Below are 12,206 nucleotides of genomic sequence, written 5' to 3'. Positions count from 1 at the left end.
ATGGTCTAATGGGATGAAAAAAAGAAAAATCGTCAAAAGCTAGTTTTTAAGGCGTCTTAAGAAATTCTTAAAGAATTGAGATAGAAATGGACTAATGAATAAACGCAGGATAAAAAAAGAGTTGCATTTAAATTGTAACAAATTGTAACACGATTGAAATAAAACAAGCCCTCCTGACTAGTATAATGAGTAGGTGTTTTAGATAAGTTAGGAAAGGTGTTGGATTTAGTGAAGGTTAAAAAGTTGATACCATTTTTAACAACAATGATGCTTATCAATTTTGGACTTCCAGTCGCTGCGGCAGCAGAATCACTTGATTCGTTGCAAGAAAAAGAAGCGCAAGCGAAACAATCTGGGGAGTTAATTAGTAAAGAAATCAATTCAGCCTTAGACGATGTAAATGCTAAATATGCGGAAATCGAACGTTTAAAAACGCAAATTTCAAAAGCGGAAGATACGTTGAAAACTTCGAAAGAGGAAATAGAAAAAACAGAAAAAAATATTTCTCGTCGTAAAGAAGCTGTTGGCGATCGTATGAAGGATATTCAATTAAATGGCGACCAACGTACTTGGCAAGCCTTATTAGATGCAGAAAATTTATCAGATTTCTTTAATCGGGCCTACGCCATGACCGTTTTACAAAACTTTGAACGGGAAAAGATTGAAAGCTTAACTAGCGAAAAAGAAAAATTAGCTGCATTACAAGAAAAAGTTGAAAATACGCAAACAACTTTAAAACAAAATGAAGAGAAATTACAAGTTGAAGCTTCTTCAATGAATAATAAAGTCTCTGAGTTAAAAGCAAAAATGGCGGATAATGAAGAATTATTGGCTCAAATTTCGACAGACAAACAGAAAGAGCAACAACGCTTAGTCAGCGAAAAAGCAGCAGCTGAGGCACAGAAAAAACGTGCGGCAGAAACTGCCAAAGCAGAAGCAGCGAAGAAACAAGCAGCTGCCGACAAACAAGCGCAAGCAGATGCGGCGGCTAAACTAGAAGCCGAAGCTGCTGAAGAGTCAAGCAGTCAAGCATCAAGCTCTTCTACAAGTACGGAAAGCAGTAGCACTGAATCTTCAAGTTCAGCTAGTTCATCCGAATCGTCATCAACGACAGAATCATCGACAGGCGAATCATCAACACCAGGAACTGGCTCTGGTCGTGTTCTTCAGATGGAATCAACCGCTTATTCTTGGCGCGAAGCTGGTGCAAGTAATCTAAGTGCTACTGGTATTGACTTAAGTAAACAAAGCAATGTAGTTGCAGTCGATCCAAGTGTAATTCCTCTAGGTTCATTAGTGAAAGTCTCTGGTTATGGCTTTGCTATTGCTGGAGATACAGGTGGCGCTATTCAAGGAAATATTATTGATGTTCATTTTGATTCAGTAGACCAATGCCGTCTTTGGGGACGACGTCAGGTTACAGTAGAAATTCAATAATAAATTTGTTATACTAAAGACAAGATAAAAGGAATTGGCTAAGTCAGTAATGATAGTAGCCAGTTCTTTTTTAGTTAAATGTAAAGGAGAATTACAATGATTCGCTCGGCAACAAAAGAAGACGGTCAAGCGATTGCTCGGCTGGTCTTAGTTATTTTAAAAGATATGGAGTTACCAATTTTAGAAGAAGTCTCAGAAGAACAAATGATTGACCTGTTAGCAGAGGCAACGGCGTATCCAACCTATCGCTATGGCTATCAACGAATTTTAGTTTATGAACATGCAGGTGAAGTTGCAGGGATTGCTGTCGGCTATCCTGCGGAAGATGAAAAGATTATTGATGAACCTTTAAGAGAAGTCTTTAAAAAACATGGCTTAGCAGAAGATGTTCGGCTATTTATTGAAGAAGAAACCTTGCCTAATGAATGGTATTTAGACACGATCTCTGTGGATGAACGTTTCCGTGGAATGGGAATTGGTTCTAAGTTATTAGATGCTTTACCTGAAGTAGCCAAAGCTAGCGGGAAGCAAGCCTTGGGTCTAAATGTTGATTTTGACAATCCAGGGGCGAGAAAGTTATACGCAAGTAAAGGCTTTAAAGATGTCACAACAATGACTATTAGTGGTCACTTGTACAATCATATGCAAAAAGAAGTGTAAAAATAACGAAGCTAAAGTCAATCACTTTAGCTTCGTTATTTTTCATTAATCCGTTAAAGGATCAAAATCTAATCCAAAATCATCGGAAGTTTTTTGTTTTTTCTTATTATATAACCAGTAGTCAAGGACAGCTGCTATGCAGATGCACAACGGTGCGTCCTCATCATTGGCAACAGTTAAAACAAAATAGTCGCCTGTACAAAGCATGGTTTTATCCATTGACATAATTTTTTTATGGACTTGATAAATTGAATATTGATGCGCTTTGATATCACCAACAACTGCCCAGTGAAGGCCTTGAACATAATAGAAATCAGCATTCAAATTGAACAGTTTTCGTAGAGTACCCACTTTTTCAAAACGCTGATATAACTCAAATCGTGTACCAAAAGTCCAAGAAACTTGTTTAATACTGGCTAGAATTTCTCCGTTCATTGCATATAAAGAAAGCGCATCTCCTCGTGTGCCCCAGCGCCCCACCAATAGAAAAAGTGAACGGCCTGCTTGGTCTTTCACGATGGTTCGCGTAACTTTTCCTAACTGTTGTTCTTGAATAAAAAATTCAGACACGACACGATCTCCTTTCTATATATAAATGAGTGCTGTAACTGGTAGTGCTTATTACAAATCTTCTCTTATTGCACGCAGGATGGCTTCGCCAACACCATTTTCTAAATTAGTGGCTGTTTCATATTTAGCGTATTCTTTTAATTCCAGTTCGGCATTGCCCATTGCAAAACTTACCCCAGCCCATTGAATCATGCTGACGTCATTTAAATTATCACCAATAGTCATGACTTGTTCAGCGGGAATCCCACGTTCTTTAGCGACGCGCGCAACCGCAATCCCTTTTTGTGCTAGGCGGTGGTTAATTTCAATATTATTAAGAGCAGAAGAGGTAACAACCAAATCATCTAGTTCTTCTACTTCCATCCCAGCAGGACCTAATACTTTCGGCCCATCCATACTGAAGCCAATAATTTTAAGGACTTCAATCGAATCATCTTTTAAAATGTCGTCTAAGCGATCAACATAGGTAATATGCAATAAAGATAGGTGTGCTGAAGCCATGGCAATCGCCACTTTATAAGTTAAATGGGGCATGGATTCTGCAATATGAGCGGCAAAGTTTTCAATTCTTTTTTCTTGATGTTCAGAAAAAATACCTTTATTTGTAGAGATTTCATAGTAAACATTGTGTTGACTCAAAATAGTTAGTACTTCTGTTACTGTTTCTTTTTCGATCCCAGCCGTGAAAAGTGAGTGTCCATCTTTGTCGAACACTTGGGCGCCGTTTAAAGTAATCATGGCGCAGTCAATTCCAGCTTCTTCTAACGCGGGCTTCGCTTCGGTATATGCGCGGCCAGTAGCAACCATAAATTCGATTCCTAAACGTTCCGCTTCGCGAATTGCTGAAGCGTTATCATTTGTGATGCTCATTTTTGCATCTAAAAGTGTTCCATCCATATCTGAAGCAATTAATTTAATCATCGATTCTCTACACCTCATTATCTATTTAAAGCTTACCTATAGTTTACCACGTTTTTCCAAGAGAAAGTACCCAGAAATTTCTTGTCAGGTTTGGAGAAATTCGTTATGCTTAGAGAGCGAAGGAGTGAGCATTATGAAAGAAATTATTCACAATAGTTGGCAAACCGTTTTATCTGCTGAATTTGAAAAACCGTATTATCAAGAATTGCGGGAATTTTTGAAAAAAGAATATCAGACACAAACGATTTATCCAGATATGTATCATTTATTTTCAGCGTTAGAACTAACCCCTTTTGAAGAAGTAAAAGTAGTAATTTTGGGACAAGACCCATATCATGGACCCAATCAAGCACACGGACTAAGTTTCTCTGTCCAGCCAGGTGTGAAAGTGCCGCCATCTCTTGCGAATATTTACAAAGAATTACAAGCTGATTTAGGGTACCAACCCGTCAACCATGGCTTTTTAGAAAGCTGGGCTAAACAAGGCGTGTTATTATTAAATACTGTGTTGACCGTTCGGGCAGGTCAAGCCTATTCCCATCGAGGTAAAGGTTGGGAGCAACTGACAGATGTCATTATCGAAAAGTTGAATGAGCGTGAAAAACCTGTTGTTTTCATTTTATGGGGACGTCCTGCTCAAGAAAAAATTAAAATGATTGATACGACTCGGCATGTGATTATCAAATCGCCACATCCAAGTCCATTGTCAGCGCATCGTGGTTTTTTTGGCTCACGTCCGTTTTCTCAAGCGAATGCCGCTCTAGAAAGCTTAGGGGAAACGCCGATTGATTGGCAACTTCCTGAAACAGTGTAATGTAACAGCGCAAGCTGTTATAGTGTAGAAGAGTTAGTTTGTGAAAAGTTTATCGGATTATTGGTTTTTTTGACTAATACAGCTAGAAAAAACTGTTATTTTCTTTGAGAATAGTGTATGATGGATTTTGTAAATATAAAACTGGAGGGTTTATCGTGGAATTATTCGATAGCTTAAAATTTAAAGTCGTACGCCGTAATATCAAAATTGTTTTCCCTGAAGCAACAGATCCTAGAATCTTAGGTGCTGCTGCCCGCTTAAAATCTGATGAATTAGTAGAACCAATCTTAATTGGTGATCCAACAGATATCGCAAATGCTGCTATGGCTCGTGGAATCAACACATCAAACTTTATTATTATCAATCCAAATGATTATGAAAAATGGGATGAAATGGTCGAAGCATTTGTTGAACGCCGTAATGGAAAAGCTACTAAAGAAGATGCTGAAAAAATCTTAAAAGATGTCAACTATTTCGGTACTATGTTAACTTACATGGGTATTGCTGATGGTATGGTTAGTGGTGCTATCCACTCAACAGGTGATACAGTTCGCCCTGCGTTACAAATTATTAAAACAAAACCAGGCGTGAGCCGTACAAGTGGTGCTTTCTTAATGATTCGTGGTCGTGACCAAGAAAGATATTTATTCTCAGACTGCGCGATTAACGTGAACCCAACTGCACAAGAATTAGCTGAAATTGCTGTTGATAGTGCCAAAACAGCTGAATTATTTGACATTGAACCAAAAGTTTCATTGTTAAGTTTTTCAACAAAAGGTTCTGCAAAAGCACCAGAAGTAACAAAAGTTGCTGAAGCTACAAAAATTGCGCAAGAATTAGCACCTGAATATGCGATTGATGGTGAATTACAATTTGATGCTTCTTATGTATCTTCTGTTGCACAATTAAAAGCGCCTAACTCAAAAGTTGCTGGAGAAGCAACAGTCTTTGTATTCCCAGATTTACAATCAGGAAATATTGGCTACAAAATTGCTCAACGTTTAGGTAACTTTGAAGCAATTGGCCCAATCTTACAAGGATTGAACAAACCAGTTTCTGACTTATCACGTGGTGCAAACGAAGAAGATGTTTATAAATTATCAATCATTACAGCTGCTCAAACATTAATGAACGACTAATTAACTATGTCAAAGCATGATAAATAAGCAAAGTAGAAGTTGAGGTTCCCAGGACACTTGGGCCTCAACTTTATTTTTTTGAAGCTGCCACTAGTCAACTTATTGAATTTTCGGTATACTTTCATACATAGATTCTTGCAGATGGGAGGCAAAAAAATGAACATTGTCCTGAACAATCCATTGGAAACAGAAGCAATTGCTAAAATCATTGGACAAAAGGCACAAGCTGGTGATGTAATTGTCCTGACTGGTGATTTAGGGGCCGGTAAGACGACAATGACGAAAGGGATTGCTTTAGGATTAGGCATTTCCCAAATGATTAAAAGTCCCACCTATACGATTATCCGCGAATATCCACAAGGACGACTTCCGTTATACCATATGGATGTCTATCGTGTTGAAGAGGGTGCGGATGAATTAGGGTTAGATGAGTATTTTGAAGGAGATGGGCTATCCGTTGTAGAATGGGGCAGCTTGATTGAAGAAGAATTGCCAGAAGATTATTTAGAAATTATTTTGAATAAAGATTCTCAAGAAGCTGACAAGAGAGTTCTTGAATTCCGTGGAACTGGTCCATTGGCAGAAGAAAGAATAGCAGAGATTTTACAAGCGTGGGAGGCTCGCGAATATGACTGAACAAACATTTTCTATTCGAGAAGCAGTGCCTACTGATGCGGATCAATTACTATCTGTGATGTCAAAAATTGGGAGTGAAACGCCCTATTTGGTAATGGATGAGCGAGGAATGGCCATGTCGACAACAGAATTGGCTGAAAATCTAGCAACACTCTATGAATCGCCAAATAATGTTTTATTGGTGGCATTAGCGGGAGAAGCGATCATTGGGACCGCTTCTGTGTCTGCTTCTTCTAAAAAGCGGATGGAGCATATTGGTGAAATCGGCATTAGTATTTTAAAAGAGTACTGGGGCTATGGACTGGGCAGTATCCTGATGGAAGAACTTATTCGCTGGGCGCATGAAAGTTATGTTATTCGTCGCTTGGAATTAACGGTACAGGATCGTAATCAACGAGCGATTCATGTCTATAAAAAATTAGGGTTTGAAACAGAAGCAATTATGCCTCGGGGCGCCAAAACAGACCAAGGTGAATTTTTAGATGTTCATTTAATGCGTTTGCTGATTGATTAATTATTGGTTAATAATTTTAATTTCTTAAATAATCGAACGATAATTGCATGAAAAAACAAAATTTTCGCAATTATCGTTTGTTTCATATTTATTTTTCTGATATTTTTGTTATAATTATAGAAGAATTTAACGAAAAAATGAAAATTTATTTTGGGAAGGGATGTAAGAAATGGCAAAGGCAACGAAAATGAATGTTAACTATCGAGAGTCGATCTTGGATCGTGCGTATCGTTTAGAGCTAATAAAAAAAGATGAGTATGCAAAACATCAAGAAAAATTATCATTATTAAATGAAAAATTGTCTGACGGGGAACCAGCTCAATTTGATGCAAAAGAAGAAACGTTTTGGAAAAAAATTTCGCAAAAAGTTATTTTATAAAAGTAATACATACGAATAAGAGCGTACACATAGAAAGAAGCGTAAGCAGTGTTAAACTGCTTACGCTTCTTTTTTAATGAATAGGAATAACTGTTTCACGCTTAATTAATTTGTGAGGAATAACGAGACGGACACCATTCGTCAATTCTTCGTGGATTAATTCATATAATTTTTTCATCGCCATTCGACCTAATTCTGACGTGTCGATGTCAATACTTGTTAGATAAGGATGTGTCAATGTTGAAAAGATTGAGTTGTTAAAACTAATAATGGATAACGTTTCAGGAACTTGATAACCATAGATTTGCGCAAGTTGCATCGTCCGCAAAGCAAAGATATCATCAATCACCACCAACGCCGTGGCATTATTTTGATGAAGAATATCATCGAAAGCCATGTAATCTTCAGGTTTTTCTAACGCAACGCTTGGTAAAACAGTTAATCCTTGCATCATCATTGCTTTTTGATAACCAAAGTAACGTTCAAAGTACAAACTTTCATGCGTTGTATTGGTCACAAATAAAATATTTTTATGGCCGTTTTCAATTAAAAATTCCGTCGCTTGTTTCCCTAATAATTGATTATCATTATCCACGTAAACTATTTCCGTTTCATGTTGGTAAGGTTGACCAATTAAAGTAAAGGGAATGTTGTTTTCGTATAAGTAATCAATGACGGGGTCCTTACTATCTGAATACACAAGAATAAAACCGTCCACTTGTTTTTGAAGATGCATTCTTTTAACGTTTTCCAATAGTACATCAAAACTTTTGGCAGTTGCAATAGCAGTAGTCATATCATAAAGACGGGCTTCCTCATTGATGGCTTCCATAATTTCTAAATAAAATGGATTCCCTAACCGTTCTTTCGAATCTAAAGGAGGTAAAATTACGCCAATGGCACTTGAAATTCGTTTACCCAAATTCCGTGCCGTCATATTTGGCACATAGCCTAAGTCATCCATGACTTTTCGCACTTTCTTTTTTGTCGATTCAGAAATACTTGGATGATCGTTAATGACACGCGAAACGGTTGAGGTTGCAACCCCCGCTTTCTTAGCGACATCTTTTACTGTAATTGCCATTTTTGCCACGCCTTTCTTAGTGATTATAGAAGGTTAAATTGATAAACCGTTTGGTAGGTTTGCTTTTTATTAGCTGGTAATAAAATAGAGCCCCACTGAGGATGATGAACAATGTCTGGATACTCTTGTGGTTCAATTGCTAAGCCATAGTTTGAATGCATAGCTTGTCCATTAATAGAAAAAGGAGCCTCAAAACCAGTCGTAGAAAATAATACCATACTTTGGTTCGTTGTTGCTATCGTCATTTTTCTTCCAGAAGTAGGTTCTTGTAAGCAAAATTGTGGCTGTCTTAAGTCAGAGCCAACTAAGGAGAAAACATCATCTAACCCAGTTGGATAGCGTTGGAGGATTGTTTCGATAGGTGTCAGTTCATTAAAACGTATGGATAGTTCAGAAGCTGGTAAAATCCGTCCAGTAGGCAGCTTATTATCGTCTAATTCTAACATACCTTGACAGTTCAAAGATAGCAAATGTGACAGAATGTCTAACTTTCCATCGCCAGATAAATTAAAGTAGGCGTGGTTTGTAGGATTAAAAAGTGTTTCCTGTTTACTCCGTCCAGTACTGATCATTCGTAAATGATTATCCTCTAGCTGATAAGTGATGGTGGCCTCAATTGGTCCAGGATAGCCAGAAATGGTATCGGTTAAATGAAAAGCAACGCCAATGATATCTTTTTTTTCAAAGGGCTCGACTGTCCAATATTGAAAAGACCACCCCTTTGAGCCACCATGGATATGATGACCGTCGCTATTTTGTTCTAATATTCCATTTTGCCAATGGCCATTACGAATACGTCCAGCAACTGGTCCAACAGTGGCGCCAAAAAAGCTTTGATCCTTTAATACATCTTGATACGAATCATACGATAAAAGGATATTTTCCCAATGATTATTTTTGTTTGGCATAAAAAGTTGATGGAGGCGCGCGCCATAATTGAGAAGAACGACTTCTAAAAAGTCGTTCTTCAAAGTAATTTTCTTTAAGTTTGTGTTTGGAATATCGGTTACGGTGATACGATTATCCTTCATGATCAAGCCACACTTTTTTTAAGTAATCAAACGTTAAAGCGCTCGTCTCTGGCACGATGGGCAACCCTTCGCCTAACTCTTCTTTGCGGCCAACGCCAACAGGTTGCGCTCCACTAGCAAGAATCGCTTGAATCCCAGCTTTGGCATCTTCAATGCCAAGACATTCTGCTGGTGTCAAATCAATTTCTTTCGCAGCTAAAATGAAAATATCTGGAGCGGGTTTGCCTGCCTGAACGTCTGCTGGATTAGCAATGGCATCAAAAAGGGGCGTCAATTGCATTTTTTCTAAAAGGAAAGGCCCATTTTTACTTGCAGAAGCCAAGGCGATTTTAATATTGGCTTCACGTAATTCCGTTAATAAAGAAAGAATTCCTGGATAGACATCTTCAGGCGTAATTGCTTGGATCATTTCCAAGTAATAATCGTTTTTCCGTTGCGCTAACTGGGCAAATTCTTCAGAAGAAAACGTGCCTTCTTTTTTTCCGTATTTTAACAGTAACTGCAGAGAATCTTCACGGCTTACACCTTTCAATTGTTCGTTGAAAACACGGTCAATGGAAATTCCAATTTCGTTTCCTAATTTTTTCCAAGCGTGGTAATGAAATTCTGCTGTATCAGTAATAACGCCATCTAAATCAAACAAAACGCCTTTAAACATGAACTTCTTCCTTTCTAATCGGTAAAACTAATCGATCTTTTAACGTGTATTTTTGATCGTAAACAGTTAATGGAATTGCAGGGCCGTCGAGTAAAGTGAAGGCCACTTGGTCTGCTGCAACTTCAACAAATAGTAAACGATTCCGATAATTAATGTGGAACGAGTAGGCTGTCCATGTCGCTGGTAAAAAGGGTGCAAATTTTAGTTGTTGATGGTCCGTTTTCATTTGGGCAAAACCTTGAACAATCGCTAGCCAACTACCAGTCATTGAGGTAATGTGTAAGCCATCTTCTGTATCATTATTGTAATTATCTAAGTCAAGGCGCGCTGTTCGTTGATACATTTCCACTGCTTTTTCTTCCATGCCTAATTCAGCAGCTAACACAGCATGAATGCTTGGTGAAAGAGAAGATTCATGGACAGTCATTGGTTCGTAAAAGTTAAAGTTCCGGCGTTTTTCTTCTAAAGAAAAGGCGTCATTGAAGAAATAAATTCCTTGAAGAACATCGGCTTGTTTAATGAAACAAGACCGCAAAATTTTATCCCATGACCAATGTTGATTTAAAGGCAGCTCACTAAGTGGTAAATCAGAAACAGGCATTAAATCTTTATCTAAGAAAGTGTCATGTTGTACAAAAATGCCTAATTCATTATCCACTGGGAAGTACATATTTTCTACAATGTCTGCCCATTTAGCTAATTCGTCGTCTGCAATTTTGAGCGTTGTTTCTTCTTGGAATTTTAAATAAGACTCACGGGTGTAACGTAGAACCCACGCAGCGATGGTATTGGTATACCAGTTATTATTGATATTATTTTCATATTCATTTGGCCCCGTTACGCCATGAATCATATATTGTTTATGACGTTGGGAGAAGTGGACCCGATCTGCCCAAAAACGAGCGATTGCTACAAGTACTTCTAGACCAGCATCTTTTAGATAATCTTCGTCTCCTGTATAGTTGACATAATTATAAATCGCATAAGCAATCGCACCATTTCTGTGAATCTCTTCAAAAGTGATTTCCCACTCATTATGACATTCGACACCAGTAAAAGTAACCATTGGGTAAAGCGCACCCTTTAACCCTTGTTGTTGGGCATTATGAATGGCTTGAGGCAATTGATTGTGGCGATATTTCAGTAGATTTTTAGTAACTTCGGGCTTAGCCAACGCCAAGTAAAGTGGGACAGCATATGCTTCAGTATCCCAATATGTGGCACCACCATATTTTTCGCCAGTAAAGCCTTTTGGTCCGATATTTAAACGATCGTCTTCGCCATAGTAGGTTGAGAAAAGTTGGAACAGATTAAAACGAATGCCTTGTTGGGCTTCGTCATCTCCTTCAATAACAACATCAGCTAATTGCCAACGTTTTGCCCAAGCGGCAGCTTGCCCAGCTTTTGCTTCAGGGTACAAGGTAGTCATTTCTGCAAATAATTCGTTTACTCGTGTGATTTGTTGCGTTTCTGGCACATCACGACTGGTAACGACAAGCACTTCTTTTGTGATGGCGGTCGTTTCGCCTTCGTTTAAAGACACCGTCAATTCTGCGGTTAAAGCCAAGGGCTGTTGTGTATATGTAGGCACAACAGAGGCTCCATCAATGAAATGGCGCATGCCTGCAGTCACTGTAAAACGCTCTATTTCAAAGTTGTTAGGAATGGTCTTAGTCGTGACAAAGCCAAGTGTTTCTTGTGTTTCAATAGCTATTTCTTCCCAAAAATGTTCTTCATAATTGCTGTCTTCATTTTGAACATCGCTATCCAATTTTGAGTGAAGAGTGATTGTGCCTGTACCTTCCAGCATTTCAATTGTTAAGTAGATGTAAGCTGCCTCTTTTTTTTCTAAGCTTAAAAAACGTTCAAAAGAGAAGCGCACTTTGTTCTTCGGTGTTTGGATGGTGAATTGCCGAGAAAGAACCCCGTTTTGCATGTCTAATTCTAAAGAAAAATCTTCGTAAGGTGTAGTGGCTAAATCAATTGTTTGTCCATCAATTTGTAAGTCCATTGCGATGAAATTAATTGCGTTAATCACTTTGCCAAAATATTCAGGATAACCATTTTTCCACCAACCAACACGTGTTTTGTCTGGATACCAAACACCTGCTAAATAGGTTCCTTGATGGTGGTCGCCAGAATAGTGTTCTTCAAAATTTCCCCGCATCCCCATATAGCCATTGCCAATGCTCGTTAATGATTCTTGTAAACGTAAATTTTCTTTATCTAAGTGTGTAGTACGGATTTTCCAAGGATCAATTTGGAATAAACGTTTGATTTGTTTCATGAGAATCCCCCTCAGTGATTTTATTGATAGGTCTATCATAAACGCAACCGATTGCATTAGTCAATAGTCAATGCTT

At 38.2% G+C, this 12,206-nt stretch carries 13 protein-coding genes; 7 read left to right on the top strand and 6 right to left on the bottom strand.

Going from position 1 to position 12,206, the window contains the following annotated elements; genetic code table 11:
• The first annotated feature begins 216 nt into the window (after window positions 1-216).
• Together IGL80_RS10325 and IGL80_RS10320 are read left to right on the top strand one after the other, a co-directional pair.
• The gene (locus IGL80_RS10325; protein ID WP_002425710.1) at window positions 217-1,437 is read left to right on the top strand and encodes a 3D domain-containing protein; all 1,221 of its coding nucleotides are present in this window, start codon (window positions 217-219) and stop codon (window positions 1,435-1,437) included.
• 96 nt (window positions 1,438-1,533) lie between these two features.
• Entirely contained in the window at window positions 1,534-2,097 is a 564-nt protein-coding gene (locus IGL80_RS10320) for a GNAT family N-acetyltransferase (RefSeq protein WP_002355832.1), read from the top strand.
• A 45-nt stretch (window positions 2,098-2,142) separates the two neighbouring features.
• Here IGL80_RS10320 and IGL80_RS10315 read toward each other — a convergent pair whose 3' ends face one another.
• Both IGL80_RS10315 and IGL80_RS10310 read right to left on the bottom strand, forming a co-directional pair.
• Window positions 2,143-2,667 carry an LURP-one-related/scramblase family protein gene (locus IGL80_RS10315; protein WP_002355833.1) on the bottom strand — a complete coding sequence of 175 codons (525 nt, stop codon included), beginning with the start codon at window positions 2,665-2,667 and terminating at the stop codon, window positions 2,143-2,145.
• A 51-nt stretch (window positions 2,668-2,718) separates the two neighbouring features.
• Window positions 2,719-3,588 (bottom strand): Cof-type HAD-IIB family hydrolase, encoded by an 870-nt coding sequence (locus IGL80_RS10310; RefSeq protein WP_002383369.1) that lies wholly within the window; start codon window positions 3,586-3,588, stop codon window positions 2,719-2,721.
• Window positions 3,589-3,721: 133 nt separating this feature from the next.
• On the opposite strand from IGL80_RS10310, the gene IGL80_RS10305 reads away from it, so the two are divergent.
• The 5 genes from IGL80_RS10305 (at window position 3,722) to IGL80_RS10285 (ending at window position 7,070) form a co-directional block, all read left to right on the top strand.
• A complete protein-coding gene (locus tag IGL80_RS10305) occupies window positions 3,722-4,402 on the top strand; it encodes a uracil-DNA glycosylase (protein ID WP_002425709.1) in 681 nt (226 codons plus the stop codon).
• Between the two features lie 155 nt (window positions 4,403-4,557).
• Window positions 4,558-5,541 (top strand): phosphate acetyltransferase, encoded by a 984-nt coding sequence (gene pta, locus IGL80_RS10300; RefSeq protein ID WP_002355836.1) that lies wholly within the window; start codon window positions 4,558-4,560, stop codon window positions 5,539-5,541.
• Window positions 5,542-5,682: 141 nt separating this feature from the next.
• Window positions 5,683-6,177, top strand: a complete 495-nt coding sequence (gene tsaE, locus IGL80_RS10295; RefSeq protein WP_002396467.1) for a tRNA (adenosine(37)-N6)-threonylcarbamoyltransferase complex ATPase subunit type 1 TsaE — start codon at window positions 5,683-5,685, stop codon at window positions 6,175-6,177.
• The gene (locus IGL80_RS10290) at window positions 6,170-6,691 is read left to right on the top strand and encodes a GNAT family N-acetyltransferase (RefSeq protein ID WP_002358858.1); all 522 of its coding nucleotides are present in this window, start codon (window positions 6,170-6,172) and stop codon (window positions 6,689-6,691) included. Before tsaE ends, IGL80_RS10290 begins: the two co-directional genes overlap by 8 nt.
• A gap of 169 nt (window positions 6,692-6,860) precedes the next feature.
• Complete coding sequence (locus IGL80_RS10285; RefSeq protein WP_002355840.1) at window positions 6,861-7,070, top strand: hypothetical protein; 210 nt, start codon at window positions 6,861-6,863, stop codon at window positions 7,068-7,070.
• Between the two features lie 73 nt (window positions 7,071-7,143).
• Here the strand turns inward: IGL80_RS10285 and bopD are convergent, their stop codons facing one another.
• Genes bopD through IGL80_RS10265 form a run of 4 tightly spaced genes read right to left on the bottom strand, consistent with a single transcriptional unit; the run spans window position 7,144 to window position 12,130 of the window.
• Window positions 7,144-8,154, bottom strand: coding sequence for a LacI family transcriptional regulator BopD (bopD, locus tag IGL80_RS10280; RefSeq protein ID WP_002358859.1), 1,011 nt, complete (start codon window positions 8,152-8,154; stop codon window positions 7,144-7,146).
• A gap of 23 nt (window positions 8,155-8,177) precedes the next feature.
• Window positions 8,178-9,185: an aldose epimerase family protein gene (locus tag IGL80_RS10275; RefSeq protein ID WP_002404478.1), complete on the bottom strand. Its 1,008-nt coding sequence runs from the start codon at window positions 9,183-9,185 to the stop codon at window positions 8,178-8,180.
• On the bottom strand, window positions 9,175-9,843 hold the full coding sequence (gene pgmB / locus IGL80_RS10270) for a beta-phosphoglucomutase (RefSeq protein WP_002355844.1): 669 nt from the start codon (window positions 9,841-9,843) through the stop codon (window positions 9,175-9,177). Before pgmB ends, IGL80_RS10275 begins: the two co-directional genes overlap by 11 nt.
• On the bottom strand, window positions 9,836-12,130 hold the full coding sequence (locus IGL80_RS10265) for a glycoside hydrolase family 65 protein (protein WP_010708306.1): 2,295 nt from the start codon (window positions 12,128-12,130) through the stop codon (window positions 9,836-9,838). Before IGL80_RS10265 ends, pgmB begins: the two co-directional genes overlap by 8 nt.
• Window positions 12,131-12,206: the final 76 nt, after the last annotated feature.

It is taken from the genome of Enterococcus sp. DIV2467a (assembly GCF_050532945.1).
GTDB lineage: Bacteria > Bacillota > Bacilli > Lactobacillales > Enterococcaceae > Enterococcus > Enterococcus faecalis.
Note: the sequence above shows the minus strand (reverse complement) of the source record. Positions and strands in the feature narration are given on the sequence as shown.

What these genes read in the sequence shown, in the direction of transcription:
- IGL80_RS10310 (WP_002383369.1), bottom strand. Translation starts at nt 3,588, where the DNA reads ATGATTAAATTAATTGCTTCAGATATGGATGGAACACTTTTAGATGCA.
- IGL80_RS10275 (WP_002404478.1), bottom strand. Translation starts at nt 9,185, where the DNA reads ATGAAGGATAATCGTATCACCGTAACCGATATTCCAAACACAAACTTA.
- IGL80_RS10290 (WP_002358858.1), top strand. Translation starts at nt 6,170, where the DNA reads ATGACTGAACAAACATTTTCTATTCGAGAAGCAGTGCCTACTGATGCG.
- IGL80_RS10305 (WP_002425709.1), top strand. Translation starts at nt 3,722, where the DNA reads ATGAAAGAAATTATTCACAATAGTTGGCAAACCGTTTTATCTGCTGAA.
- bopD (WP_002358859.1), bottom strand. Translation starts at nt 8,154, where the DNA reads ATGGCAATTACAGTAAAAGATGTCGCTAAGAAAGCGGGGGTTGCAACC.
- IGL80_RS10285 (WP_002355840.1), top strand. Translation starts at nt 6,861, where the DNA reads ATGGCAAAGGCAACGAAAATGAATGTTAACTATCGAGAGTCGATCTTG.
- IGL80_RS10265 (WP_010708306.1), bottom strand. Translation starts at nt 12,130, where the DNA reads ATGAAACAAATCAAACGTTTATTCCAAATTGATCCTTGGAAAATCCGT.
- pgmB (WP_002355844.1), bottom strand. Translation starts at nt 9,843, where the DNA reads ATGTTTAAAGGCGTTTTGTTTGATTTAGATGGCGTTATTACTGATACA.
- IGL80_RS10320 (WP_002355832.1), top strand. Translation starts at nt 1,534, where the DNA reads ATGATTCGCTCGGCAACAAAAGAAGACGGTCAAGCGATTGCTCGGCTG.
- tsaE (WP_002396467.1), top strand. Translation starts at nt 5,683, where the DNA reads ATGGGAGGCAAAAAAATGAACATTGTCCTGAACAATCCATTGGAAACA.